Origin of the sequence: Gilliamella sp. BG3 (genome assembly GCF_046635605.1) — a bacterium.
Taxonomy (GTDB): domain Bacteria; phylum Pseudomonadota; class Gammaproteobacteria; order Enterobacterales; family Orbaceae; genus Gilliamella; species Gilliamella bombi.
Genome location: NZ_JBIDFE010000014.1, coordinates 13,318 through 39,438 on the forward strand (window position 1 = coordinate 13,318; position 26,121 = coordinate 39,438).

26 protein-coding genes are annotated in these 26,121 nt (G+C 34.2%); 17 read left to right on the forward strand and 9 right to left on the reverse strand.

Going from position 1 to position 26,121, the window contains the following annotated elements:
• Positions 1-167 precede the first annotated feature (167 nt).
• Complete coding sequence (locus ACGH6S_RS07750; protein WP_411578594.1) at positions 168-719, reverse strand: HPP family protein; 552 nt, start codon at positions 717-719, stop codon at positions 168-170.
• 180 nt (positions 720-899) lie between these two features.
• Between ACGH6S_RS07750 and ACGH6S_RS07755 the strand changes: the two genes are divergently transcribed.
• Positions 900-1,472, forward strand: a complete 573-nt coding sequence (locus ACGH6S_RS07755; protein ID WP_411578595.1) for a TetR/AcrR family transcriptional regulator — start codon at positions 900-902, stop codon at positions 1,470-1,472.
• Between the two features lie 67 nt (positions 1,473-1,539).
• Here ACGH6S_RS07755 and ACGH6S_RS07760 read toward each other — a convergent pair whose 3' ends face one another.
• Both ACGH6S_RS07760 and ACGH6S_RS07765 read right to left on the reverse strand, forming a co-directional pair.
• Positions 1,540-3,462 carry an ABC transporter ATP-binding protein gene (locus ACGH6S_RS07760; protein ID WP_411578596.1) on the reverse strand — a complete coding sequence of 641 codons (1,923 nt, stop codon included), beginning with the start codon at positions 3,460-3,462 and terminating at the stop codon, positions 1,540-1,542.
• A gap of 146 nt (positions 3,463-3,608) precedes the next feature.
• Positions 3,609-5,612, reverse strand: a complete 2,004-nt coding sequence (locus ACGH6S_RS07765; RefSeq protein WP_085163734.1) for an OPT family oligopeptide transporter — start codon at positions 5,610-5,612, stop codon at positions 3,609-3,611.
• A gap of 214 nt (positions 5,613-5,826) precedes the next feature.
• Between ACGH6S_RS07765 and mazG the strand changes: the two genes are divergently transcribed.
• From mazG to ACGH6S_RS07780, 3 genes are all read left to right on the forward strand, one after another.
• A complete protein-coding gene (gene mazG / locus ACGH6S_RS07770; protein ID WP_065589849.1) occupies positions 5,827-6,642 on the forward strand; it encodes a nucleoside triphosphate pyrophosphohydrolase in 816 nt (271 codons plus the stop codon).
• A complete protein-coding gene (locus ACGH6S_RS07775; RefSeq protein WP_034913613.1) occupies positions 6,635-7,075 on the forward strand; it encodes a hypothetical protein in 441 nt (146 codons plus the stop codon). Before mazG ends, ACGH6S_RS07775 begins: the two co-directional genes overlap by 8 nt.
• A 96-nt stretch (positions 7,076-7,171) precedes the next feature.
• Positions 7,172-7,864: a glutathione S-transferase family protein gene (locus ACGH6S_RS07780; RefSeq protein WP_296300441.1), complete on the forward strand. Its 693-nt coding sequence runs from the start codon at positions 7,172-7,174 to the stop codon at positions 7,862-7,864.
• A gap of 112 nt (positions 7,865-7,976) precedes the next feature.
• Here the strand turns inward: ACGH6S_RS07780 and ACGH6S_RS07785 are convergent, their stop codons facing one another.
• Positions 7,977-8,525: a hypothetical protein gene (locus ACGH6S_RS07785; RefSeq protein WP_411578597.1), complete on the reverse strand. Its 549-nt coding sequence runs from the start codon at positions 8,523-8,525 to the stop codon at positions 7,977-7,979.
• 668 nt (positions 8,526-9,193) lie between these two features.
• On the opposite strand from ACGH6S_RS07785, the gene ACGH6S_RS07790 reads away from it, so the two are divergent.
• The 4 genes from ACGH6S_RS07790 to ACGH6S_RS07805 all read left to right on the forward strand — a co-directional run bounded on the left by ACGH6S_RS07790 (position 9,194) and on the right by ACGH6S_RS07805 (position 12,857).
• Positions 9,194-10,120, forward strand: a complete 927-nt coding sequence (locus ACGH6S_RS07790; protein WP_411578598.1) for a hypothetical protein — start codon at positions 9,194-9,196, stop codon at positions 10,118-10,120.
• 392 nt (positions 10,121-10,512) lie between these two features.
• Positions 10,513-11,250: a carbonic anhydrase gene (locus tag ACGH6S_RS07795; RefSeq protein WP_034914950.1), complete on the forward strand. Its 738-nt coding sequence runs from the start codon at positions 10,513-10,515 to the stop codon at positions 11,248-11,250.
• Positions 11,251-11,680: 430 nt separating this feature from the next.
• Positions 11,681-12,169, forward strand: coding sequence for an STY0301 family protein (locus tag ACGH6S_RS07800; RefSeq protein ID WP_411578599.1), 489 nt, complete (start codon positions 11,681-11,683; stop codon positions 12,167-12,169).
• 160 nt (positions 12,170-12,329) lie between these two features.
• Positions 12,330-12,857 (forward strand): STY0301 family protein, encoded by a 528-nt coding sequence (locus ACGH6S_RS07805; protein ID WP_065589852.1) that lies wholly within the window; start codon positions 12,330-12,332, stop codon positions 12,855-12,857.
• 118 nt (positions 12,858-12,975) lie between these two features.
• Here ACGH6S_RS07805 and ACGH6S_RS07810 read toward each other — a convergent pair whose 3' ends face one another.
• Entirely contained in the window at positions 12,976-13,536 is a 561-nt protein-coding gene (locus ACGH6S_RS07810; RefSeq protein WP_065589853.1) for a hypothetical protein, read from the reverse strand.
• A 246-nt stretch (positions 13,537-13,782) separates the two neighbouring features.
• On the reverse strand, positions 13,783-14,349 hold the full coding sequence (gene efp, locus ACGH6S_RS07815; protein ID WP_034914965.1) for an elongation factor P: 567 nt from the start codon (positions 14,347-14,349) through the stop codon (positions 13,783-13,785).
• A 33-nt stretch (positions 14,350-14,382) separates the two neighbouring features.
• On the opposite strand from efp, the gene epmB reads away from it, so the two are divergent.
• From epmB to nudC, 6 genes are all read left to right on the forward strand, one after another.
• On the forward strand, positions 14,383-15,411 hold the full coding sequence (gene epmB, locus ACGH6S_RS07820) for an EF-P beta-lysylation protein EpmB (RefSeq protein ID WP_085163729.1): 1,029 nt from the start codon (positions 14,383-14,385) through the stop codon (positions 15,409-15,411).
• 210 nt (positions 15,412-15,621) lie between these two features.
• Complete coding sequence (rpmH, locus tag ACGH6S_RS07825; protein ID WP_025314679.1) at positions 15,622-15,762, forward strand: 50S ribosomal protein L34; 141 nt, start codon at positions 15,622-15,624, stop codon at positions 15,760-15,762.
• 11 nt (positions 15,763-15,773) lie between these two features.
• On the forward strand, positions 15,774-16,130 hold the full coding sequence (rnpA, locus tag ACGH6S_RS07830; protein ID WP_080702383.1) for a ribonuclease P protein component: 357 nt from the start codon (positions 15,774-15,776) through the stop codon (positions 16,128-16,130).
• A 47-nt stretch (positions 16,131-16,177) separates the two neighbouring features.
• The gene (gene yidD / locus ACGH6S_RS07835) at positions 16,178-16,420 is read left to right on the forward strand and encodes a membrane protein insertion efficiency factor YidD (protein WP_034914994.1); all 243 of its coding nucleotides are present in this window, start codon (positions 16,178-16,180) and stop codon (positions 16,418-16,420) included.
• On the forward strand, positions 16,420-18,042 hold the full coding sequence (gene yidC / locus ACGH6S_RS07840; RefSeq protein WP_296302164.1) for a membrane protein insertase YidC: 1,623 nt from the start codon (positions 16,420-16,422) through the stop codon (positions 18,040-18,042). The genes yidD and yidC overlap by 1 nt, the downstream gene beginning before the upstream one ends.
• Before the next feature lie 58 nt (positions 18,043-18,100).
• Positions 18,101-18,904, forward strand: coding sequence for an NAD(+) diphosphatase (gene nudC, locus ACGH6S_RS07845; protein WP_065589856.1), 804 nt, complete (start codon positions 18,101-18,103; stop codon positions 18,902-18,904).
• Here nudC and ACGH6S_RS07850 read toward each other — a convergent pair.
• The 3 genes from ACGH6S_RS07850 to hemB form a co-directional block, all read right to left on the reverse strand.
• Positions 18,901-19,710: a hypothetical protein gene (locus tag ACGH6S_RS07850; RefSeq protein ID WP_174798908.1), complete on the reverse strand. Its 810-nt coding sequence runs from the start codon at positions 19,708-19,710 to the stop codon at positions 18,901-18,903. The two genes, nudC and ACGH6S_RS07850, sit on opposite strands and share 4 nt — an antisense overlap.
• Before the next feature lie 28 nt (positions 19,711-19,738).
• Positions 19,739-20,509 (reverse strand): IS1 family transposase, encoded by a 771-nt coding sequence (locus ACGH6S_RS07855; RefSeq protein ID WP_174798909.1) that lies wholly within the window; start codon positions 20,507-20,509, stop codon positions 19,739-19,741.
• Positions 20,510-20,793: 284 nt separating this feature from the next.
• The gene (gene hemB, locus ACGH6S_RS07860; protein ID WP_085163724.1) at positions 20,794-21,807 is read right to left on the reverse strand and encodes a porphobilinogen synthase; all 1,014 of its coding nucleotides are present in this window, start codon (positions 21,805-21,807) and stop codon (positions 20,794-20,796) included.
• A 185-nt stretch (positions 21,808-21,992) separates the two neighbouring features.
• On the opposite strand from hemB, the gene rpsU reads away from it, so the two are divergent.
• From rpsU to rpoD, 3 genes are all read left to right on the forward strand, one after another.
• A complete protein-coding gene (gene rpsU, locus ACGH6S_RS07865; protein WP_034882800.1) occupies positions 21,993-22,208 on the forward strand; it encodes a 30S ribosomal protein S21 in 216 nt (71 codons plus the stop codon).
• A 143-nt stretch (positions 22,209-22,351) separates the two neighbouring features.
• Positions 22,352-24,133 (forward strand): DNA primase, encoded by a 1,782-nt coding sequence (dnaG, locus tag ACGH6S_RS07870; protein ID WP_174798910.1) that lies wholly within the window; start codon positions 22,352-22,354, stop codon positions 24,131-24,133.
• An 80-nt stretch (positions 24,134-24,213) separates the two neighbouring features.
• On the forward strand, positions 24,214-26,055 hold the full coding sequence (rpoD, locus tag ACGH6S_RS07875; RefSeq protein ID WP_238786435.1) for an RNA polymerase sigma factor RpoD: 1,842 nt from the start codon (positions 24,214-24,216) through the stop codon (positions 26,053-26,055).
• The last annotated feature ends 66 nt before the right edge of the window (positions 26,056-26,121 follow it).

A 26,121-nucleotide genomic window follows, 5' to 3' on the forward strand; every position in this document is an offset into this window, starting at 1 on the left:
ACCACAAGAGTCTATCTTGTGGTTTTTGTTTTTATGAAAGAAATATAATGCCTTTAGAAAATTTGAGAATAATAGTTCTATTGCCAATATATTTTATTAAAGTGAATCGCCAAGGTAGATAAAACCACTATAGGATCATAATTTATTATTAATATAATACAGGCAATCTATTCTTTTTTAGATTTTTTTATTCTTTTACCCATATCAAAGTGATATCCCAACCAATAGTTAGGCCAGCGTGCTTCGATTCCTATATTATTAACTATTAAAGCAACCATGACTAATAAAACTGAACCTATAAGTACTGGTGTTATCAAGAATGAATAGTCAGTAATTCCAGACATCATGATTAAAATAGGGTTTGCACCAGCTGGAGCGTGAACTACACGTAGTAACTGCATCAATGCGATAGATGTCCCAACTGCTAATGCTATCGGTATAATTCCATTACTAAATAAATTAATGAACAACACACCTATAAAAGACGAAATAAAATGCCCTCCTATAACACTTCTTGGTTGTGCTAATGGATATTTAGGTGCAGCAAATAACAAGACGCATGTTGCACCAAATGGAGCCATAATTGCTAATGTATCTCCCCACTGAGTGATTACGAGCAAAGTTAAAATCCCTAAAGCACCCCCAATAAATCCTCTCAATATAGCTACTGCGTTAGGTTTAGGTGACATCACCTCTCCTCCTTTTAATTTTTCTAGCATAAATCTCTCCTGTTTGGTTAATGTGGGATTTTAATAAAACTAGTAAGTCTATTAAGTAAACTGTATCGTTTACTTAATGTGTATTTATTAACTATAAAGGTCAAACATTATTTATAATTAACTATATTAGAGTTGTTGTGATAGAATCAAAAATATTCTAGCAATTACAAATAATAAAAAATGAAATTGAAGCCCGAAATTGTTGATATGATACTTGCTGCGGCTGAATCGCTGTTTAATGAATATGGTTATCATCCTGTTAGTTTAGAGCTTATTGCAGAAAATGCAGGTGTATCAAAAAGAACATTATATAAATATTTTGGTGACAAAAATGGGCTTGTAAGTAAAGTGTTACTTAGGCGGAATGATTGTTTTAAAAAATCACTTGCAGATGTTATCGCTGTTTTTTCTGAAAAAAAAGACAAAATCAATGCAATTATTTCATGGCATATAAAATGGTTTAAGAATGATAATTACCGTGGTTGTATGTTTGTACGAGCCAAGTCTGAATATAACAATAAAAGCGAAGAAATATGCGCTATTGTTAGTGAACATAAAAAGTGGATTCAAGATAGGATTTTTGAATGTCTAGGAGGCACAAAGTCATGTGAACAAGCATCTTGCCTAATTATGTTAATACTTGAAGGTATGATATCTTGCACATCCGTTTTTGGTATTGAGGGATATGATTTTGAACAGGCAAAAATGTACATCTATGATATCGTCGATAACATTGGCGAGGATAACCTATGAATTTAAATAGCTGGCTTATAGACAATGGATAGCCATTACCTCAAGCCTATTAACCGAAATGATCAATTTAATCTAAGTTAAACGATTCCAATTGTTGTTGTAATTCTAACCATTGTAGTTCTGTTTCTTCTAATTGATTTTTAAGTTGGCTTTGCTCTAGTAACAAAGTTGTAAGTTCGTTTTTTTTGCTCGCATCATAGATTGCAGGATCAGACAGTTGTTCTTCAATTTGCTTTAATTGATGGGTTAATTTATCAAGCATCTGTTCTTCTTTTTGTAACTGTTTTTTTATTGGCTGCATTTGTGCACGTAATTCAGCTTGTTTACGTTTTTGCTCTTTACGATCTTGAGCTGATATATTACTTGTATTTTCTTTTTTGGGTGAATTTATTTCGTCATTTGATTGGTTATCATCTTTTTGTGCTTCGGCTAACCATTTTTGATAATCATCAAGATCGCCGTCAAATGGTTCAACTTTATGATCATGGACTAAATAGAATTCATCGGTGGTCGAACGTAGTAAATGGCGATCATGTGACACCACAACTAATGCACCATCAAAATCAATTAGCGCTTCAGTCAATGCTTGTCGCATATCTAAATCTAGGTGGTTAGTTGGTTCGTCTAATAAAAGAAGATTTGGTTTTTGCCATACAATTAAAGCCAAAACAAGTCGCGCCTTTTCACCACCCGAGAAAGTTTTAACTGGCTCAGTGACTTTGTCGCCTTGAAAATCAAATCCACCTAAATAATTACGTAGTTCTTGCTCTGTATTTTTCGATTCAGCAAGTTGAGTTAAATGCCAAAGTGGTGACTCATCGGGGCGTAGATATTCTAATTGATGTTGAGCAAAATAGCCTAATTGAACACCTTTAGCGAGATTAATATGGCCTTCTTTAGGTGCAAGTTCACCAGCTAGCAATTTAATCAGTGTTGATTTACCTGCACCATTGCGTCCTAATAAGCCAATGCGTGAACCAGGGACTAAATTAAGCTTAATTTTTTCTAGTATAATTTTATCATCATAACCCGCTACGACTTTGTCCATCATTAACAAAGGGCTTGGTAAGAATTCTGATGGTTTAAAATTAAAATGAAATGGATTATCGACATGCGCAGGTGCAATAAGTTCCATTCTTTCTAGCATTTTTATACGGCTTTGCGCCTGTTTAGCTTTTGTTGCTTTGGCTCTAAAGCGATCGATATAATTTTGTAAGTGTGCAACTTTGAGTTGTTGGCTTTCATAAAGAGACTGTTGTTGTGCTAACTTTGTAGATCGTTGAATCTCAAATGAGGAGTAGTTACCAGTGTATTCAAATAAACTTTTTTGTTCAATATGAATAATTTTATTGACTAAAGGATCTAAAAAATCACGATCGTGAGAAATTAAAATTAAAGTTCCTTGATAGTTGCTTAGCCATTTTTCAAGCCAAATGACAGCATCTAAATCAAGGTGATTGGTTGGTTCATCAAGCAATAATAAATCAGAACGACACATTAACGCTTGTGCCAAATTCAATCGCATTCGCCAACCACCAGAATAGGATTTAACGGGTGACATTAGTTGCTCATTAGAAAACCCCAATCCATGTAATAATGTTGCAGCTCGTGCACGAATTGTCCATGCATCTATGGTATCAAGCTTTTCATGAATGACCGCAATTTGTTGACCATTATTTTGCTCATTGGCAATATTTAACTGCTTTTCTAATTGACGATATTCACGATCGCCATCAATCGCATATTCAATCGCAGGAATATCCAAGGCTGGTGTTTCTTGATTAACCCAAGCCAGTTGCCAGTGAGATGGAACACTCAATGTGCCTGCATCAGCTTGGATTTCACCTTTAATTAGCGAAAAAAGGGTGGATTTTCCGCAGCCATTTTTACCCACTAACCCCACTTTTTGTTGAGGATTAATGGTTGCTGATGCATTATCTAATAGCAGGTTAACGCCACGGCGCACTTGGATCGAATCAAAAACTATCATGATATTTATGTCTATTATTCAAAATAAAGTAGGTTAATAAAAATTGTTTTAATCATCTAAAATCAGGAACGTTATAAAACAATCAATTCAAACAAAAAAGCCCTTTGTTGAAACGAAAAGGGCTTAAATTTAATTATTCAATAGGACTATTTCTTAATTGCTGATAAAGCACGACGGATAAAGAACGTACATATACCAACAAAAACAAAAAGCCCTAAAAGTTGCGGTAACATACCTAAATCGAACGGTATTGCGAGTGGAGCATCATTTCCGCCATTGGTGATACTAATCACAATTACAATAGCCAATAACACGCCAACTAAGCTCTCGCCAACAATCAGGCCCGATGCAATTAGCGCCGCTTTACGATCAACTTTTTTGTATTGTTCTTCTGGATCTAAATTTTGCGCTTGGGCTTTTTTGTACGCATTACGTTTAATTATCCATGATAAAAAAGTACCAATAATAATTGGTGTTGTAATGCTTGGCGGTAAATAAATGCCTAACCCAACAGCAAGAGCAGGTATGCGAAAATTAGATTTATTTTGGGCAAGAATTAAATCAACAATAATAATAGCAGCACCTAAAGCAAGTCCTATTAAAATCATCGTCCAGTCAAGTTGATGAGCAAAAATTCCCTTAGCAATTGTTGTCATCAATGTTGCTTGTGGTGCAGCTAAAACTTGGCTTACATCCATATCTTGGCGAGGTAAAGCACCAGTAAAGCCATAAGCGTTATATAAAATCTCTAAAATAGGCGCAATAACAATTGCACCAACAACACAGCCAAGTAATAATGCGACTTGTTGTTTCCAAGGGGTAGCATTAACCAAATGACCTGTTTTTAGGTCTTGTAAATTATCATTTGAAATACAAGCGATCGCCAATACAGCACTAGTTGTAAAGAGCGCAAGTGCGGTTGCAAAATTAGAACCTTCAATAGAAGATAGCATACCATTAGCTTCGCCTAAACCTAATAAGATCAATGAAATGACAACCACAGCAACAATTGCTATTCCTGATATTGGGCTTGCTGATGAGCCAACAAGTCCAGCCATATAACCACAAGCGGCAGCCACTAAAAAACCCATAATAAAAGCAAATAATACAGCGCAAAAAACTAATGTCCAAGCGACGCCTGCTGATAACCCACTATTGCCAATGAAGCTATAAAATGTCACTAACAAAATAGCTAACATACTGCCCATAATGACTAAAATAGTTTTAGGTGATAAATCCCGCTCGGTTGATGCAATATCACTGTCAGACGCATCTGAACGCATACTTTTAAACGAGATTTTTAACCCTTCGGCCATCGGTTTGATTAACGTGAGTAATGTCCAAACGGCTGCAATTGCGATTACCCCTGCACCAATAAAACGAATATCTTTTGCCCAAAATCCCATAGCAACTTCAGATAACGGTTGACTAGTATCATAATCGGTAATTGCACTTAAAATTGGAACGCCAAATACCCAACCAATAATAGTACCAATTAAAATAGCAATTCCAGACATAATTCCGATTAAATAACCAGCACTAAGTAAAGCTAATGAGAACCCCATAGGCAGTTGAAAAATAGACTTACCAGCAGTAAACCAATAAGCAGTGCTTTCTGATAACGCACGAAAACCATTAGTAAAAAGGCTAACAATGGATGCAATCACGCCACCAAATAAAATATCTTTTAGCCCATCATTAGCTTCATTATTATCGGTTTTAGATCCAGCTTTTAAAATTTCAGCGGCAGCCACACCTTCAGGATAAGGTAAATTACTTTTAACGACCATTACATGACGTAAAGGAATTGAAAATAAAACCCCAAGCATTCCGCCTGCGGCACATATTGCAAAGGTTAGCCAAAAAGGAAAGTGTTGCCAATAACCAATCATTAACAACCCTGGTAGCACAAAAATAATTGAAGATAAAGTGCCAGCTGCTGATGCCTGAGTTTGCACCATATTATTCTCTAAAATAGTTGAACCTGAAAACAGTTTCAATACAGCCATTGAAATTACTGCAGCAGGGATTGCTGACGAAAAAGTTAATCCAACTTTTAAGCCAAGATAAACATTCGATGCAGTAAAAATAACAGTAATAAGAGCGCCGAGAATGGTACCTCTTAAAGTAAGCTCGCGTAAATTATTCATATTGTTTAATAACGTTAAATTAATAAGCAGGTATTATATACTTAATTCACATTTATCGGCTAGAAGTTCCGTCTTTAAGGCTATTTTTACAATTTATATTATTATTTTTGGTGAAATAATTATCAATAATAGCAAAATATATAAGCGCCAATGTTTAAAAGAGTAACCGTTTTGCTATGAAACCATTTACAATAGTTCAATCAATGATTGATTTATGAGAGATATTTTGAACGCATTACAACGCTTACAAGCCATAACCAAACAACTTCGTGATCCTGTTAATGGTTGTCAATGGGATCGGCAACAAACTTTTGCATCACTAAAATCGTATACTTTAGAAGAAACCTATGAAGTTTTAGATGCAATTGATAAACAAGACATGGATGAGCTAAAAAAAGAACTTGGTGATCTACTATTTCACATTGTCTTTTATGCTGATTTAGCCCAAGAACAAGGAAGCTTTAATTTTGATGAGATTTGTTTATCGGTTGTAGATAAATTAGTTTATCGTCATCCTCATATTTTTACTGAAAAAAAGAATGAAAAAACTAACTGGGAACAACTTAAACAAAAAGAACGAGACCAAAAAGCGCAATACTCATTGCTTGACGATATACCCCAAGCAATACCAGCGTTAATGCAAGCAGAAAAAATTCAAAAGCGTTGTGCCTCGGTTGGTTTTGATTGGCATGATATAAAACCTGTGCTTGATAAAGTAAAAGAAGAAATTGGTGAAGTCGAGCAAGAATTAGAACGCACTAAACAAGATCCACAAAAAATTGAGGAAGAACTTGGTGATTTATTGTTTGCGACTGTCAATTTAGCTAGACATTTAAAGGTTAAATCAGAACTCTGTTTACAGCAAGCCAATAAAAAATTTACCCGACGATTTCAACAAGTAGAATCGATACTCAAACAAAAAAACTTATCTTTAATTGATGCAACGCTTGAACAAATGGAAGACGCGTGGCAAAGTGTTAAGCAATTAGAACAGATTAAACTCAATAGCGAAGTGAATAAAAATGACTGAACAAAAAAATGAATTATATCAAGAGATCGAAGCATGGGCACAAAATGCGATATTAAATAGTCCAAAATGGAGCATTAATCAGCTCGATTACTCTGAAAAAAGTATTACGGTTGTTGAAATGATCATCAGTGAGCTGGCTGAAAAAAACTTTAGCATTCCAGAAGAACAACTCAACATGATATCGCAAGAATACGGATGTTATTTATTGCTCACCGCCCATAAAATATACGGAGGTGAATTTTATTGGAACGAAGAATTTCAACAACCCATGTTAATTTGCTGTGAACCTGATGCCATGATAGTCCTCATGACATGGAACAAAGTAAAAGGACGATTAGTAGGGGATAAAGCCGATCATATTGCTTATTTCTTAGATGAATTTGGCAAAGCTACTTTTCAACCCGAAAAAGGCACTCATGTGGTTTATTTGTAATAAAAATAATCATTCTTAAAATTCTTTACCAATAAAACTAAGCAAGTAGATAAATATTAACAAACTTTACATTACTGAATTGGATGGAGATTGAAAGTGAATTACAAACTTTATATAGGTAATAAAAACTATTCAACGTGGTCTATGCGCCCTTGGGTTGTAATGAAACACTTTGGTATTCCTTTTGATGAAAAGTTTGTTAGATTTGATAACCTTGACGATAAATCTGCTTTTAAAGCAACAATATCCTCAATATCGAAATATGGTACAGTACCAATTTTAGTTGATAATGATGTGGTGATATCTGATTCTTTGGCTATTTGTGAATACTTGGCTGAAAAACATCCCAACTTAGCTTTATGGCCGATAGATACTAAAAAAAGAGCTAATGCTCGCAGTTTAGTGGCTAAAATGCATTCAGGATTTTCTGCTATTAGAAAACATTTACCAATGAATATTGAAGCTGAGTTTTTCGAAATTGGGCAAATTATTTTACGTGATCATGCTGATGTCAAAAATGAAATTTCTCTTGTTGATGAATTATTATCTTCTTTCTTAAATTTTAAATTACCTCAATCTAACTACTTATTTGGTGAATTTACTATTGCTGATGCTTTCTATGCACCAATGTGTTTAAGGCTAAAAAATTTCGGTATCAAAACATCGGCAACGTTAACCAACTACATTAACACTATTTGTCAAACTCATAGTGTTAAAGAATGGATAAGTGAGGCAATGCAAGAAAAAGATTTTATTGTGGTGGATGAACCTTATCGTCTACACCGTTAATTAACAAATTCTAAGATATTTTTAAATTACTCGTGTGATAGCCTCGAATCTTTGAGGCTAAACAGATACTTTGTACACTAAAAGCAACGTTATTACTGTCTAAATAACTTAATTATTCATAAATAGTTGTTAATCGAGAAAATCTTGTTCTTAATGAAATATAATCTTTTGAAAAATAATTAAATTTAATTTCTATCTCTTGGTTTATTAATTTAAATTTCATAATAACATAAGGATGAAAATCAAATTCTATAATAAAATAAGAATGAAAATTAAATTTAATAGTAAAATGAGGATGAGAATTAAATTTAGCTGAGAATAAATCATCATAATTAAGCCTTGATACAATTTTATTTGTATCTTTATCTGTAAAGCAGATTTGTTTGTTCATTCGATCAAAATACATAAAATTTTCGTAGGTTTTATCGCAATAAAAATTTGAACGCACAAACTCATCCTTAAACTCACTTTTAAAAATTTTAATATGTTTATTAATAATAACATTTGTGTATTTAATAAATACCAGATAGTAAGCTAAAACGCCAATAATGATAAATATGAGTCCAATATAATAATTTTTGAATAAAAAACTGCAAAAAGAAAAGGCCCCCAAAAGTGGCAAACATCCGCCAGTAATAAATCTTGTAATTGAAAATAACACCTATACCTCCTTTGTATTATGTGTAAATTATATTTTGAAAAAGATATTCAATATAATCAAGCTTTAATTCCTATAGTTAAACGTATAACAGCCTGAACATTTTTATTTTTTATGCTTCTTAAGCTTAGTAGGGTTTAGAACATTTTGGCCTTTTACGCAAGTTAATAATATCAGTGATATTGTCCAAATTAGGTTATTTTTATGCAAAATTTCATAATGCCTAGCGACACCTCCCTGATTGAAATACTAAACAGTTTTAGTTATCGACAGTCGATAATGTGCAAAAAATTCCCTATCCCTAAAGTTGAATTATTTTCATCTTTACATTTCTTTACAAAAAAGTCCGCCAAAAAACTAGCCAACAATTTTTAAAATGATTATACTTTTATCGCTATAGGAAAACAAGCTTATTAAACAAGCAAATAATTATAAAAATATAAATAAAACAAATAATTACTTGACGGGTGAACCATAATGCATTATCATTTTAGACACCAGACACCAGACACCAGCACTGGCAAACCTATGTCTTAAATTTATCAAATAATCTTATTCGACGAGTTTTTTCACGAAACTTATTTATACCTTCCAAATTATTTCTCAACGAATTATCGAAATTATCGTTCAAATCACCTAAAACAGCTTTGCTAGTATTAGCACTGTTATTATTGTCATCGTCATGGAATGTTCAGGCGAATGGTAAAAAGGCTCGAGCGGGTAATCGTAGTGATGCAATAATGCTACCAGAGTCGCCAGTTATCCATTATGCAAGGCCAAATCTAATTTTGGGTTATGGTGAATACGGAGGTCCAGCTGACATATGGAATCAAAATAAAGGCTTCTTAGTTCAATCAACCAATCCTGAATCATACAACCTAAATTTCCCGACCACGGGTGCGCATAATTTATATTTTGATTTACTCATAAGTGGAGTAGATATAAATGAATTAACATGGGAACCCGTTACTTTGGGGGGAATTACTGCAACAGTGGCAAATGTTGAATATCTTGATCACTGGGCTCCTTGGAATAAAGGAAAAACCGTAGCTCGTGTTATGCTAACAGGTCCAGAGGCAAGAAATCAATGGAACAACCCTAATCCTAATCGAATAGCTAAGCCACAGTTACCACAGACGTTTGAGTTAGTGGGTAGAGATATTAATACTGGTGATGAGGTAGTAAAATATGGATTTGTATTAAGGCAGTGGTTCGTCAGTCGGGGAGGTCCCCCCGGGTTTAGCCTTTCTAATCAAACCACATGGTGTAATAGTTTGGGTTATCGAATGCCACGGGTAAGAGATTTAACCAATGCAGTTTGTTCTGGTCGGGGTTCAGGAAGTTGGTGTCAAGGCGCAGTAGGCGCCACACCTAGTTCATCAGGTAATCATTTCCAGCGTCACATAGGCGCTGGCTTTTTCACGGAGTGGGGCGACCTGGGTATCTACCTCACTGATACGCGCTTCATCACCCACGTATACTGGACGAGCGACGCTTCAGGTAGCAACCAGCTCCGTGTCGCCATGTACACCGGCGCCATCCTCACCCGCGATGATGATGACAACTTCTTCCGCCGTGGCGTTTGCACCGCACCTTAGTTTTTAGCGTTTAGTCCTTAATCCTTAGGGCGCGGGGGGAGGTTATGGTGCTTGAGGGGACAATATAGACAAGAATAAAGCCCCCGCGCAAGTTGGGGCGCCGAGCTGGCAGAGCCTGCGAGGCTAGTATTTTAATGACTAAAAGTCAAAAAAGCTTCTGACTGATGATGCCAAAGCAATGATAACTTAATATAATTAAATATTATCATAATAAATATTGAGTAAAATTAGCAACAAATAAAACAGGTTATTTTGTAGCTTACTTTTTTGTTTAAATGTCAAACATTTTTTTTATAAAAATATTAAAAAGTGATGATATACGATTCTAGTAAGGTAATTTTTTGTGGCGTATAATTTGGTTCCATTAATCACTTTCTAGCTGTAAAACCAAGATGAAATTTAATGCAATAATTGTGGCTTTAATGGTTACCAGTCTATCTTGTGCTGCAACAGAACCTGCCCTTCATTGGGGTTATGAAGGCGAAAATAATCCAGAAAATTGGGGACACCTTTCGCCAGAGTTTTCAACCTGCGAAACAGGAAAAAATCAATCACCAATTAACATTGAACATGTTTTTAAAACGCACCACGATAAACTTAAACTGACGTTTAAACTAAGCAAGCAGGAAATCATTAATAACGGTCATACAATTCAAGTTAATGTTAATGATGGCAATACGCTTGAAATTGACAACGAGCTGTTTACGTTACAACAATTCCATTTTCATACGCCAAGCGAAAATAAAATTAAAGGCAAATACTTCCCGATGGAAGCTCATTTTGTTTATAAAAACAAAAATGGCGACTTAACGGTTGTTGCCTTGATGTTTAATAAAGGAAAACCTAATCCTGAATTAGCGAAAGCTTGGCAACAAATGCCAGAAGACGAAGGCAGTACCGCCACATTATCTCAATCAGTCGATATTAAGGCTTTATTGCCAAATAGATTGGATTTTTACCGCTTTAGCGGTTCACTAACAACTCCACCTTGTACTGAAGGCGTTCGATGGATTGTGTTAGAACAAGAAAGCAGTGCATCTGCTGAACAAATCGAAAAATTCCACTCAATCATGCATCACAACAATAATCGTCCAACGCAACCTTTGAATGGGCGAGTGATTGTTGATTAGTGTCTCTAGGCTCTGTTTAGTGTGAATAGAGCCTTGAATTTGTGCATTTATTATCTATCAACAAGTAAGATATATCGCTTATTTTTTAAGTAATTTTCTGCCTTGATAGTCACAACTCATATTCTATAAATACTATTAGTTAGCTTAAATTAGTTCACTTAACTATCGTTGTCTTTCTTAATTGATGAAGGCGATTATATTTAAATTAAGCTAGCAAAGAAAAGTTTTCTAACGATAGGATATTATCTTGTTTGCTAATATAACAATACTAAAAATCCCTAGAATAAACTAAAAATACAACTTAGGTTTGTAATAATACTTAATCAATAATCGATTAGATAATGTAGTTAATTAATGAATTAACTTATTAAAAAAGTTATATTATCTTCCAATAAAAATTATGTTTTATGATTAAAAAGGAATAGTTAACATGAAAGATAAAATTTTTACTATTACAGTAATATTATTAGCTGGGTTTGGCATGTCCTTTTCGGTTAACGCAATTTATGAGATAACTTGCCCCGATTCAGTTCAAGTAAAATCCATTCCGACGGAACTAGAAATATTGCCTGAATGGTGGCAAATATTCGAACAAAAAAATCAGTTTTTGCAGGTTGATGATGGTGAAGTATATTCTGGTAAACCAGTGAATTTAGGACAGATGATACCTTTTACAATTACTATTAACGGTAAAAAATATAAACATTCATGGCATGTTGATACTAGTTATAATACATCCAATGATACTGGCTACTGGTTTAATTGTTCTTATTCATTTAATCGAGTTCGCCTGATAAAACGTATCGATTCGACCATGAAAACTTGTTGGGTAATAACTTCAAAAGATGCAAAAGGTAAAATGAAAGTAAAACTAAATTGCGATAAAAAAATACATGAAGGTCCACAATCTTTTTATTAAACGTGATGATAAAGTTAGTTTAAGTTTTCACAGTGAGTAAATTAGACAGTAAAAATAACCTTGGCTTGGATAGCTAATAGTCAATGCATTTTTTTTAATAAGATGATGTTAATTAGTCAAAATCATCTTATTTTTATACGATTAATTAGGAATAGAAAACGTGAAAAATAAAATTTTAAATTTAGCAACAATAGCCATAATAGGGGCAAGTTTTTGTGATTCAGTTAACGCAAATGAAGAGATAATTTGTCCCGAATCGGTAACAATAAAATATTCTAAACCTGATTTAGAAGTTGTACCTGATGGTTGGGAAGTGTCTGAAGAAGGCTATGATATGAAAAAAATTGATAGTTTAATTTTGCCAGAAGATATTGCTCACAGTACTTCTTTACGTCGACTAAATCAAGTAGAAGTATATTCAGGAAAATCAGCCGATTCCGCAAAACAAATAAAACCTAAGCCAGCGACAATAAATGGGAAAAAATATAAGGCAGTTTGGTTGTTAGATGGTAGTAATGATACCAATAAATTGAGCTTTTGGGCTAGCTGCAATTATAGCTATAATAACAAAGTACAACTGATAAAGCCTATTGATGCCTCGCTGAAAACTTGTTGGGCAATTTATACCCAAGATCAGCAACAAGGAACACTTGCTAAATTAGTGTGTAGCGCTGAAAAGGTAAAATAATTTTAGTTTGGATATTCGGGAATGTGTTCAAATTTACCACAAAATATTGTCCATTAAAGATTAATTAAGATGGTCGGTTGTGCCCCCCCTTACTTTTTTGGGATTAGATCGTTATAGATTACTTTTGTATATGTTGATTTATAAAATGAATGACAGGTCGCCAGACTTCCTGTTCTGGTGCTTGATAATCCCATAAAGGTGTAACCAGATCATCTAATATTTTTAATTTAGTGATAAAATTTTTTGAGTAGGTTTGACGTTGTTCTTCCGAAATGGCTAATAATCTTTCTGAAGAAATATATTTGCGCTTTTGCCGTGGGTTTTCAATAAAATTGGCTAAACTACATAATTCTTTTTCATTTTCACATTCTGAATAGGAAAAGGGATAAGTTTGTTCTACTTGTTCAAAAGCATCTGCAATTTGTGGTAAATTTACCGCTTTCATTGCGGGTACGATATATTTTGCTGTAGCATAATTCCATAAAAGATTACACCAACCATCACTTTGCCAGTGGCTGATGGTATGAATGACAACAAAAGCATAAAAGGCATCGCGATCCAGCTTTGTGCTTAGATCAGATTCGCAAGGTATATATTCATAAATTTTATCAAAGATTTCTATTACATCCTCAAAATCAGATAGCTTTTTATTCTGAGTTAACATATTAATTGTTATCATTCTATTTCCTTATCTTATTTTATTTGAATTTTAACATATTTGAAAAGTAATGATATTTTATTTAGTTGCTGTCTTAAAACTATACTTTTTATTGGGTATGTAAAAATTGTGTTGATAATTAAATTTGGATAGATTTTAAAAGGTTTTAATCATTGGATTGGCGTAAAACAGTAAGATTAAATTTATGCTGCTTAGATGAGCAAGAGAGGTTAGTGCAACCTCTCTTGTTCTGCGATAAATGTTAATTTATTTTACGCGTGATACGTATTCACCTGAACGGGTATCTACTTTAAGGATCTCGCCAATTTGTACAAATAAAGGCACGCGAACAACTGCACCTGTTGATAATGTTGCTGGTTTACCACCTGTTCCTGCTGTGTCGCCTTTTAAACCTGGATCAGTTTCGATTACTTCAAGTTCAACAAAATTTGGTGGTGTTACTGCAATCGGTTGGCCGTTCCATAAAGTTAAAATACATTCCGCTTGATCAACTAACCATTTTGCATTGTCGCCAACCGCTTTGGCGTCAGCCGAAAGTTGCTCAAATGTATCGTTATTCATAAAATGCCAAAATTCACCATCGGTATAAAGATAAGTTAAATTCATATCAACAACGTCAGCGGCTTCAACTGATTCGCCTGATTTGAATGTTTTGTCGACAGTTTTGCCTGAAAGTAATTTTTTAATTTTTACACGATTAATAGATTGACCTTTACCTGGTTTATAAAACTCATTTTCAACAATGACACACGGTTCGCCGTCTTGCATTATTTTAAGACCAGCTTTAAACTCATTAGTACTATAAGATGCCATAAAAGCTCCAACTAAAATTCTGAATTACAAAAAATGAGTCGTATTATACAGCAAAAAGTTGAACTACCAAATAATAAAGATGAGTGGATTTTTGATCTGGCCAATGTTGTGACAGATATCAACGTTTTATACTCCTATTTAGGACTAGATCCCAATACCATTTCAATCCGCATGCAACAAGCAAAAAAGGCGTTTCCGCTTCGAGTTCCTAGGGCTTTTATTAATCGAATGGAAAAGGGTAATAGTAATGACCCACTTTTGTTACAGGTGCTTTGTGATGATAGGGAGTTATTAAAAGTTGAAGGGTATAGTCATGACCCATTACAAGAGCAAGATAATGCCATTCCTGGATTATTGCATAAGTATCACAATCGGGCATTATTGATCACTAAGACCGCTTGTGCAATTAACTGCCGTTACTGTTTTAGACGGCATTTCCCTTATCATGATAATCAAGGATCTAAGAAGAATCTTGCCATTGCGCTTGAATATATTGCAAATCATCCTGAACTTGATGAAATTATTTTATCAGGAGGTGATCCGTTAATGGCAAAAGATCATGAAATGGCTTTTTTGATTAATGCACTTGAAAAAATCCCTCATGTTAAGCGTTTACGGATTCATACGCGTTTGGCTGTTGTTATTCCTTCACGAGTAACGGCTGAACTTTGTCGGTTATTTGTTGAAAGTAGGTTGCAAATTGTAGTAATTACTCACATTAATCATTCAAATGAAATTGATAATGCAGTTGCTGACGCAGTTGGGCTTTTAAAAAAGAGTGACGTGATTGTGCTAAATCAAAGTGTATTACTGAAAAATATTAATGATAATGCCAATGTTTTGGCTCAGTTAAGTAATAAACTTTTTGATATTGGCATTTTGCCTTATTACATTCATTTATTAGATAAAGTACAAGGAGCTGCTCATTTTCTAGTTGATGATAACTCAGCTAAATTAATAATGAAACAGCTTGCCGAGCAAGTATCTGGTTATTTAGTGCCTAAATTAGCGCGCGAAATCGGTGGTGAGAAAAGTAAACAAGTACTTACTTTTTGGAATTAGTTAATTGTTTTTTTAGTTATAACTTATTATTTTATAATCTATTTATTCTATTTTATTTTATCGTATGGTAATTAAGGGTTAATGGGATTTATCTGTAAAAATCTCATTGACGAAAAATAAAATAGGCACTATAATTCCGACCTCTTTAATTAATGCTGTGGAGTTTTTACTCTGCAACCTGTTGATAATTAGATTTGGATATAAATCGTCATGAAACGCACATTTCAACCATCAGTATTAAAACGCAATAGAACTCACGGTTTCCGTGCTCGTATGGCAACTAAAAACGGTCGTCAAGTTCTTGCTCGCCGTCGTGCTAAAGGCCGTGTTCGTTTAACTGTTGCTAGCTGATTTAAAGTTGGGTGATTAAGTTCACTTTTCCTCGGGAGTTGCGGTTGTTAACTCCCTTTGATTTCAATCATGTCTTCCAAGAGTCCATTCGGGCTGGTTCTCCGTTTTTAACTTTAGTTGCACGAAAAAATAACTACAATCATATGCGGTTAGGGTTTGCTATAGCTAAAAAACAAGTGAAACGAGCTCATGAGCGTAATCGTATAAGGCGACTGGCTAAAGAGTATTTTCGGCTTCATCAACATCAATTTCCTAATATTGATTTTATTGTGATGGCCAAACAGCCAGTTATCGACTTAGATAATCAGCAACTCGTTGAAACACTGAATAAATTATGCCAACGAATCATAGCCAAATACGAGGCTTGAATAAATTTAAATTGATTATTAAACAGCATATTTATGCATTTAACTATATGATAGTTAATGTTTTTGTGTTTTTTGTTCGTGTTTATCAACGTTTTATTAGTCCTTTATTAGGTCCTAAATGTCGCTTTACACCGACATGTTCACAGTATGCAATAATTGCACTGAGACGCTTTGGATTAATAAAAGGTGGTTGGCTAACCGTTAAACGTGTATTAAAATGTCATCCTTTACATGAAGGAGGAGAAGATTTTGTTCCTCCAAAAATTAAAACCAATAGAGAAAAACACTAATGGGATCTCAACGTAATATTTTAGTCATTGCTTTACTTTTTGTATCTTTTTTTATTTGGAAAGCGTGGGAAGAAGATCACACACCTAAACCCCCGATCGAAAACCAATTAACACAACAAAGTGATGATGGCTCAATAGCTGGCGCAGTAGGTAAAACAATTACTGTAAAATCAGATGTGCTGTCACTCACTATTAATACTTATGGTGGGGATGTTCAGGCTGCACAATTATTGAAATATGAGCAAACGCTTCATTCTGGTACGCCTTTCCAATTATTAACATCTCGTCCAGATTTTGTTTATGTTGCTGAAAGCGGATTAACAGGTAAGGATGGTCCTGATAATGCAAATCAAGGATCAAAACGTCCAGTCTATCAAACTGAAAAGTCAGAATATGTTTTAGCTGATGGGCAAGATGAATTGCGTGTTCCTCTTACTTATCAAGTTAATGGTGTAAGTTATACTAAATACTATATATTACACCGTGGTAGTTATTCTATTGATGTTCAGTATGATATTAATAACCAAAGCAGTGCACCTGTTGATGTTGCCATGTATGGTCAATTAAAACAAACAATTAAATTACCTGATGATATTCCAACCGAAGGTGGTAGTGGATTAGGACAAAGCGCATTCCGTGGTACAGCTTACTCTAGTTCTAGTTCTAATTATAGTAAATACAGTTTTGATGATATCAAAGATAAAGCTTTATCGGTTGAGACTCAAACGGGTTGGATTGCGATGTTGCAACACTATTTTGCTTCCGCATGGGTACCCGCACAGGATAAAAATAATCTATTTTATTCTCGTGCAACGACTAATAATTCTCAAGCAACAATTGGTTTCAAAAGTGAATCAGCAGTTATTCCTGCGGGGAGTTCACAAATTATTGGTGCAAAATTATGGTTAGGACCAGAAATTCAAAGCCAATTGAAAGAAACAGCCAATCATCTTGATTTAGTTGTTGACTATGGATGGTTATGGTTTTTATCACAACCGTTGTTTTATTTGTTGAAGTTTATTCAGAGTTTTGTTGGTAACTGGGGCTTCTCAATTATTGTTATCACATTTATTGTTCGAGGTATTTTATTCCCATTAACTCGTGCTCAGTATCGTTCAATGGCGAAAATGAAGTTGTTACAGCCTCGCGTACAAGCTTTAAAAGAGCGTTATGGTGATAATAGGCAAAAAATTAGTGTAGAAACAATGGCGCTTTACAAGCAAGAAAAAGTGAATCCATTAGGTGGTTGTCTGCCATTAATTATCCAAATGCCGATTTTTTTATCATTGTTCTATATGTTAAGTAGTACAGTTGAACTACGACATGCGCCATTTGCGCTTTGGATTTATGATTTATCAGCGCAAGATCCATACTATATTTTGCCTTTATTAATGGGTGTCAGTATGTTTTTAATTCAGAAAATGTCACCAACACCTGTTACCGATCCACTACAACAAAAATTAATGACTTATATGCCATTAATTTTTACGTTGTTCTTCTTATGGTTCCCATCAGGCTTGGTTTTATATTATATCGTCAGTAACTTATTCACAATTGCTCAGCAACGAATTATTTACTGGGAACTTGAGAAAAAGGGTCTTCACGAGAAGAAAAAGAAATAGTATTGATTAAAAGGAGGAGTAATCCTCCTTTTTTGTTTTTATCTTTGGTGTTAATAATATGAATATACAGCAACAATTTAATTTGATAGGTAATGAAAACGGTTATTGGTTTGTAAGTGCTAATGGACGATTATGGCTGCCTAATGGTGAAGTTCCTGTTGGGTGTGCTGATGAATTTGGTTTTACCAATAAACTTGCTCAACCAATAGGTGAATGGAATGGGCAAACAGCTTGGCTGATTTGTGATGAAATGAAAAATGCGATGAGTTCAGTTCGTTCATTACTTGATAGAACAGATCAATCATTATTTAATTTAGCTGGTCGGGCTGTGCAACTTTCTGAATTTTATCGTTCCCATAAATATTGTGGATATTGTGGGCATGAGATGTATATTAGTAGCACAGAATGGTGTTGTCTATGCGATCACTGTAAAGAGCGTTATTATCCACAAATTTCGCCATCTATTATTGTGGCAATTCGTCATAATAATAAAATTTTATTAGCAAAACATGTTAGGCATAATCAAGATAACTTATATACCGTTTTAGCTGGTTTTACTGAAATCGGTGAAACAATGGAAACAGCCGTTGAACGAGAAGTATTTGAAGAATCAAAAATAAAAATTAAAAATATTCGTTATGTTGGTTCGCAACCTTGGCCATTTCCAAATTCATTAATGATGGCTTATTTAGCTGATTATGATAGCGGTGAAATAGTGGTAGATAAAAACGAACTCATTGAAGCAAATTGGTACCATTATACAGAGTTACCTAAAATTCCTGAGTATGGCACCATTGCTAGACGCTTAATTGAGGATACAATTATACTTTGCCGCGAATATGATGAATATGGCAATGACTAATTATATTGAATTGTTCTTGTTAGATTAACTGTTTTTGATTCGTCACCTGTTGTAATACACACAGCTTTAGTCCAATCACTGTTTGGATTATAATCTGAATAAGTACAAGTTTCTATTAGTTCTACCTCTTGTTCGTTTTTATCATTAATGATGATGTCTCCATTTGATGATAGTTTAAAGGTTTTGATAATAGTTTTTTCTAATTGATTGTTTGCGTTATATACAAATTCTTTTTCTTGAGCCAACACAGGGAATTTTGTTTTTTCATCTACAGGAATATAGGCATTATATAACACGAGTTCTACACGATTGTTGTCATAAATAATTTTGCTGTTAAAAATGATATTATTTTCTGCAAAATGCGATAGAGTTGTTTCAACTAAACGATCTTGTTCATCGAACTCTGAACTTGCGACGATATCATTTTCATTGTTTTTCATACCTAGTATATTTTGTGAAGAATCAAAAGTAATATCGTAAACGTTTCTGGTATCGCCCATGCCGTAGCTATATTTAGCTGTGTCGTAGTTAATTTCGCCATGTAGCCCTTCTAAATCATAATTAGCTACAAAGCCTTTGTCATTGTAGTTAATTATCTTAGTTGATGAGCCTTGAATATGCTGTTGTTTAATCATTTTACTAAATGGTAAGAGCTCTGGCTCAGTATGGAAAAGGTAGCTATTAATAACTGCTGTTGGTAGTTGTGGTAAGGATTTTTTGTCAGATGTTTTTTTATCATCGCAACCGTTAATTAGTATTGTACTGCTAATTATGCACGTATATAAAAATAAATTATTTTTTCTCATAGTTCTATTTTCCTTTTATCCTGTTTTCTTATTTATTTTTGCACCATACTGCAAGTGCTTCACATTGCCAATCTTTCATCATATAGTACCAAGCAGAGCGCCATTTACGTACTGTATCATTGTGTAAATTTAAAGCTTTTCCTATTTGTGAGTTATTAGCCCCAGAAACAAGTAACTCAATGAATTGTAACCACAATTCAGGTTTGGGTATACGGTTTAAACTAGTGTTGCTTAAAAGACTAAAGCTATGTCGACACCGTTTGCAGCGATAGCAAGTGCGAGAACCAATTTTGGTTGTTTCGTTAGAACCGCAGTGTTTACAAGTTGGATTTTGTTCATTCAATAAGGCAGTTACTTTATCTTTAATGGTATTGTATTGTTCCACTAAAGATGGCATTAGTTTTGTTTGTTTTTGATGTGTATACCAGTTATGTAATGATGGATAATAGCTTTGAAGATAGTTAATAATAGCTCGATCTCGTCGTATAACTTTTTCGAGCGATGTTTCTAGTCGGTCCGCAATTTCTTTATAGCCCATTTTATTTATTCGGTTGGTAAAAATAAACTCTAACCAATTATAGGGCATTAAACGATAGAAAGGAGTATTGGTTGAAACGGTAAAATATTTATGACAGTCTTTACAACGATATGTTTTATTAGGTTTTGAACGAATTATATAGAATTCAGTTTTTTTACAGAAGGGACAAGATTGCACATGTTGCGATGTTATTTCTTCTAGGTCATGATGAAAAGCTTTAAATTCATCATGTAATTCGTTTGGTACGAGTTCATAAATCATTTTTTATTCCCTTATCACTTATCCCCGTAAATATTATCAGATTTTTACATAAACATATAGCTTTCCTGAAACTTTTTTACATTTTCTAGTAAAGTAAAATAATTGTCCAAGTATAAATATGATAATTAATGTTTATCTATAAATTTCTTATACTGGTGAATTAAAAAGAAGTGTAAAAGTGCTATTAAATAATATGATTAATAATGTGATTTGATGAATATGAGATACTAGATAGGTAATTAAATGCTCCTTCCAATTTGAAAAGAGCAGTATTTCAAAAAATATTATTTTTGTTGATGCAACCATTCGGCTACTTGTTTGGCAAAATAGGTTAATATTCCATCGGCACCAGCACGTTTAAAGCAAAGTAAAGATTCCATAATTGCTGATTTTTCATCTAACCAACCATTTTGAATTGCCGCTGTTAACATAGCATATTCGCCAGAAACTTGATAAGCAAAAGTTGGGACAGCAAAGGTGTCTTTAACTCTTCGAACGATATCAAGATAAGGCATACCAGGTTTAACCATGACCATATCTGCACCTTCACTTAAATCTTGATAGATTTCTTGTAATGCTTCATTACTATTAGCAGGATCGAGTTGATAAGTTTTTTTATTACCACCTTTAATATTTTTCGCAGAGCCGACAGCATCACGAAAAGGTCCATAAAAACTTGATGCGTACTTTGCGGAATAAGCCATAATTTGTGTGTTAAAAAAACCGTGCTTTTCGAGTTCGTTACGTATTGCTCCAATGCGTCCATCCATCATGTCACTTGGTGCGATAATATCCACACCTGCTTGAGCTTGCATTAATGCTTGTTTAACAAGCGTTTCAACAGAGATATCATTTTGTACATACCCTTGTTCATCAATAATGCCATCTTGTCCATGCGTGGTATATGGATCAAGTGCGACATCAGTTAATACACCGAGCTCTGGAATTTCTTTTTTTAATGCTCGAACAGCTTTTGGTACTAACCCATTTTCGTTATATGCTTCTTGTGCTAATGAGGTTTTTTTTGATGGTTCAATAGCGGGAAATAGTGAAAGAACAGGAATTCCTAATTTAGCTACTTGTTCCGCTTCTTTTAACAATACGTCAATACTCATTCGATTAACGTTTGGCATCGAGGTAATTGATTCAGTAATATTATTTCCTTCAACAATAAAAACCGGATAAATTAGATCGTTGGCCGTCAAACTATGTTCTGCAACCATACGACGACTAAAGTCATGGGCACGATTACGGCGTAGGCGGCGCTTTGGATATTGACCAGTAATTAATGATGGCATGAAATACTCCTGTTTATTCTCAATTAGATTTGATTTATTATCTGACTCTATATGCTGATTAGCAAATTAATTTGTTATCTTGTAATAATTCTATTTTTTACTTTACAACATATATCGATTGAGGGTAAAATTGCGCACTAATTTTAATCCCTTGTGATATTAAACAAATTTGAGGTGAGAGGCACATGCCAGTAATTAAAGTACGTGAAAATGAACCTTTCGATGTAGCGTTACGTCGTTTCAAACGTTCTTGTGAAAAAGCAGGAGTTTTAGCTGAAGTTCGTAATCGTGAATTTTACGAAAAACCAACTACTATTCGTAAACGAGCTAAAGCAGCAGCTGTTAAACGCCATGCTAAAAAATTAGAAAGAGAAAACGCTCGTCGTACTCGCTTATATTAATATTTTAAGATTATTTATACTGAAAACTAAAATTGATATTAAAAATCAATTTATTATCTTTTTGATATAAAGAATTCTAACAAGCCGTATTTTGATACGGCTTGTTGTCTTTTTATAACACCATAACTGGTTAAAGTTTTATCATGAAAGGTCTTATTCCTCGCGATTTCATCTTGGATTTAACTGCTCGAACTAACATTCTTGATGTGATTGGTAAACGCGTTAAAATGAAAAAAAAGGGGAATAATTATTTTGGTTGTTGCCCTTTTCATGATGAAAAAACAGCTTCGTTTTCTCTTAATGAAAAAAAACAGATCTTTTATTGTTTTGGATGTGGCGCATCAGGATCTGTTGTTAATTTTCTAATGCAATATGAGCGGTTATCTTTTCCTGAAGCTATTGAGGAGTTAGCTAGCTTGCAAGGGATTCGTGTCCCTTATATTGATAACGATAAAAATCAAATTGATCAATCAAAGCACATTGAATCTAGAAATGTACGTCGAGATCTATATACTTTGATGGGCAAAATCACTGATTTTTATCAGCAACAATTAGCATTATCTACATCTACTGATGCTCAAAAATATCTTGGGCAACGGGGACTCAATGCAGAAATTATAGCACGGTATAGAATTGGTTTTGCGCCTAATGAGTGGCGTTTAACTTCACAAAGTGTGGTTAAAACAAAAGCTGAAGAAGCACTTTATGAACAAGCCGGCATGCAAGTCAGCCACGATAGGGGTAATCAATATGACCGTTTTCGTGGAAGAATCATGTTTCCTATTCGCGATAGACAAGGCAATGTTATCGCGTTTGGTGGACGAACTATCATTAATGATTCTGCAAAATATATTAATTCACCAGAAACCCCCATTTTTCATAAAGGCTTTCAACTTTACGGACTTTATGAAACGCTAGAAGTCAATCGTAATCCTCAGCAACTGATGGTGGTTGAAGGCTATATGGATGTGGTTTCGCTTGCTCAATATGGCATTGATTATGCTGTTGCTGCTTTAGGTACGGCTACATCAGAGGAGCATATTAAATTATTATTTAGAGCAACAGATTCGGTAATATTTTGTTATGACGGCGATAATGCTGGACGAAGCGCTGCTTGGCGGGCACTTAATGTTTTATTACCTTGCTTAATCGATGGTAAGAAAATAACTTTTGCTTTTTTACCTCAAGATGAAGATCCTGATAGTTTTGTGCGTAAAGTCGGTAAGGATAATTTTGAAAAATATTTAAATGAATCTTCAAATTTGTCGAAATTTTTATTTGATGAACTTTTGAAACAGGTTGATTTAAAAACGGCTGAAGGAAAAGCAAAATTGAGTTCGCTAGCTTTACCGCTACTTGATCAAATTAAGGCAAAAGCCTTTAGATTAAATTTACTGCAGAAGCTCGGTAATTATTTAGGTTTACTTGATGTATCTCAATTAGAACAATTAATTCAAGAAAATCGTTCCCAACGTGATGAAAAGGCAAATGAAAAAGCGCCTACATCACAAATGAAATTAACAACGATGCGAGTTTTAATTGGTTTATTACTTCAATATCCTAATCTTGCTGAGCAAGTTTCTGATATAAATGTGATTCGCCAGGTTAAAATGGCCGGGATCGAGATTTTTGTTGAATTACTTGAACTATGTCAACGTTATCCCAATATAACTACTGCACAAATATTAATAGAGTGTATGGATAGACCGTTTTATAAGCAGTTGAATCGTTTATCCACCTGGGAGTGTCATTATCAAGATGGCGAAATAGGCTCAATTTTTTCACATACTTTAAAAGAGTTATATGATAATATACTCGCCCAAAGGCAAGATGAACTAATCGCAAAAGAGAGAGTCTCCGGCTTAAGCACCGCAGAGAAAAAAGAATTGGCGACTTTAATACTTGTTTTATCAAAAAAAGACTAAATATATAGAGTACGTGTAGATTCCAGATATTGTTCTACATGCATAATATAAATGACCAAATAACTAAAATGGATACCTTTATGGAGCAAAATTCTCAATCACAGTTAAAACTCCTAATCATTCGAGGTAAGGAGCTAGGATACCTGACCTATGCTGATGTCAACGATCACTTGCCTGAAGAGATTATTGATTCAGATCAGATTGAAGATATTATCCAAATGATTAATGATATGGGGATTCAAGTTCTTGAAGAAGCCCCTGATTCTGATGAGTTATTACTTTCAGATAATGTCCCTGATGAAGAAGCTGTTGAAGCTGCAACAGCATTAGTATTATCTAATGTTGAGTCAGAAATTGGTAGAACAACTGATCCTGTTCGTATGTATATGCGTGAAATGGGAGCGGTTGAACTGTTAACGCGTGAAGGCGAAATCGATATTGCTAAGCGTATTGAAGATGGTATTAATCAAGTTCAAACTTCGGTATCCGAATATCCAGAAGCTATAACTTATCTTTTAGAGCAATATAATTTAATCGAAAGTGGACAAGTTCGTTTATCTGATTTAATTACAGGTTTTGTTGATCCAAATGCTGAAGAAGTTGTTGAAGAGTTACCTGAAGATTTAGACGTTAGTGAAACCGAAATTGAAATCGATGATAGCGATGATGATAGTGAGGATGATGAAAACGAGGCATCAACTGATGATGATGTTTCTATCGATCCCGAAGTTGCTAAAGCTAAATTTGCCGAATTAAAAGAGCAACATGATAAAACGTCTGACGCTATTAAAAAATATGGCCGTGCTCATAAAAAAGCACAAAAAGAGATTGAAAATCTATCAGAAATATTTAAACAATTCCGTTTAGTTGCTAAGCAGTTTGATATTCTTGTTAATAACATGAGAAGCATGATGGAGCGTGTTAGAACTCATGAACGTGTTATTATGAGGATTTGTGTTGAAAAATGCAAAATGCCGAAAAAACTGTTTATGACTTATTTTACCGGCAACGAAAATAACATGGATTGGTTTAAGAAAGCTTTAACATCGAAAGGTGCGTTTGCGGCTAATTTAAAAGATTTTGAAACTCAAATTGCTGCGCAAGTTGATTTGTTACAACAAATTGAAACTGAAACAAGTCTTTCTATTGAGCAAATCAAAGATATTAATCGACGTATGTCTATTGGCGAAGCTAAAGCACGTCGAGCTAAGAAAGAAATGGTAGAAGCTAACTTACGACTAGTTATTTCTATTGCGAAAAAATACACCAACCGAGGATTACAATTCTTAGATCTTATCCAAGAAGGTAATATTGGCTTGATGAAAGCAGTTGATAAATTTGAATATCGTCGTGGTTATAAATTCTCAACTTATGCAACTTGGTGGATAAGACAAGCGATTACTCGTTCTATAGCTGACCAAGCAAGGACAATTCGTATTCCGGTACATATGATTGAAACAATTAATAAGTTAAATCGTATTTCTCGTCAAATGTTACAGGAAATCGGTCGTGAACCAACACCTGAAGAGTTATCTGAACGCATGCAAATGCCTGAAGATAAAATTCGTAAAGTGCTTAAAATTGCTAAAGAGCCAATTTCGATGGAAACACCAGTTGGTGATGACGAAGATTCGCATTTAGGTGATTTTATTGAAGATACAGCTCTTGAGCAACCGCTAGATGCGGCGACTTCTGAGAGTTTACGTAGCGCAACTCGCGATATTTTATCAGGATTAACGCCTAGAGAAGCGAAAGTGTTACGTATGCGATTTGGTATTGATATGAATACAGATCATACGCTAGAAGAAGTTGGTAAGCAATTTGATGTAACTCGTGAACGTATTCGTCAAATTGAGGCTAAGGCGCTGAGAAAATTACGTCATCCAAGTCGATCTGATGTGCTTCGTAGTTTCTTAGAATAAATTTTATCTTTCTTGTATATCGCCACTTTTGTGGCGATTTTTTTATTCTTGTTAATCAAAGATATT

Excerpts from the sequence above, each read along its gene's own strand:
- ACGH6S_RS07750 (WP_411578594.1), bottom strand. The coding sequence starts at position 719 with ATGCTAGAAAAATTAAAAGGAGGAGAGGTGATGTCACCTAAACCTAAC.
- ACGH6S_RS07755 (WP_411578595.1), top strand. The coding sequence starts at position 900 with ATGAAATTGAAGCCCGAAATTGTTGATATGATACTTGCTGCGGCTGAA.
- ACGH6S_RS07760 (WP_411578596.1), bottom strand. The coding sequence starts at position 3,462 with ATGATAGTTTTTGATTCGATCCAAGTGCGCCGTGGCGTTAACCTGCTA.
- ACGH6S_RS07765 (WP_085163734.1), bottom strand. The coding sequence starts at position 5,612 with ATGAATAATTTACGCGAGCTTACTTTAAGAGGTACCATTCTCGGCGCT.
- mazG (WP_065589849.1), top strand. The coding sequence starts at position 5,827 with ATGAGAGATATTTTGAACGCATTACAACGCTTACAAGCCATAACCAAA.
- ACGH6S_RS07775 (WP_034913613.1), top strand. The coding sequence starts at position 6,635 with ATGACTGAACAAAAAAATGAATTATATCAAGAGATCGAAGCATGGGCA.
- ACGH6S_RS07795 (WP_034914950.1), top strand. The coding sequence starts at position 10,513 with ATGAAATTTAATGCAATAATTGTGGCTTTAATGGTTACCAGTCTATCT.
- ACGH6S_RS07800 (WP_411578599.1), top strand. The coding sequence starts at position 11,681 with ATGAAAGATAAAATTTTTACTATTACAGTAATATTATTAGCTGGGTTT.
- ACGH6S_RS07810 (WP_065589853.1), bottom strand. The coding sequence starts at position 13,536 with ATGATAACAATTAATATGTTAACTCAGAATAAAAAGCTATCTGATTTT.
- efp (WP_034914965.1), bottom strand. The coding sequence starts at position 14,349 with ATGGCATCTTATAGTACTAATGAGTTTAAAGCTGGTCTTAAAATAATG.
- epmB (WP_085163729.1), top strand. The coding sequence starts at position 14,383 with ATGAGTCGTATTATACAGCAAAAAGTTGAACTACCAAATAATAAAGAT.
- rpmH (WP_025314679.1), top strand. The coding sequence starts at position 15,622 with ATGAAACGCACATTTCAACCATCAGTATTAAAACGCAATAGAACTCAC.
- yidD (WP_034914994.1), top strand. The coding sequence starts at position 16,178 with ATGATAGTTAATGTTTTTGTGTTTTTTGTTCGTGTTTATCAACGTTTT.
- yidC (WP_296302164.1), top strand. The coding sequence starts at position 16,420 with ATGGGATCTCAACGTAATATTTTAGTCATTGCTTTACTTTTTGTATCT.
- nudC (WP_065589856.1), top strand. The coding sequence starts at position 18,101 with ATGAATATACAGCAACAATTTAATTTGATAGGTAATGAAAACGGTTAT.
- ACGH6S_RS07850 (WP_174798908.1), bottom strand. The coding sequence starts at position 19,710 with ATGAGAAAAAATAATTTATTTTTATATACGTGCATAATTAGCAGTACA.
- ACGH6S_RS07855 (WP_174798909.1), bottom strand. The coding sequence starts at position 20,509 with ATGATTTATGAACTCGTACCAAACGAATTACATGATGAATTTAAAGCT.
- hemB (WP_085163724.1), bottom strand. The coding sequence starts at position 21,807 with ATGCCATCATTAATTACTGGTCAATATCCAAAGCGCCGCCTACGCCGT.
- rpsU (WP_034882800.1), top strand. The coding sequence starts at position 21,993 with ATGCCAGTAATTAAAGTACGTGAAAATGAACCTTTCGATGTAGCGTTA.
- dnaG (WP_174798910.1), top strand. The coding sequence starts at position 22,352 with ATGAAAGGTCTTATTCCTCGCGATTTCATCTTGGATTTAACTGCTCGA.
- rpoD (WP_238786435.1), top strand. The coding sequence starts at position 24,214 with ATGGAGCAAAATTCTCAATCACAGTTAAAACTCCTAATCATTCGAGGT.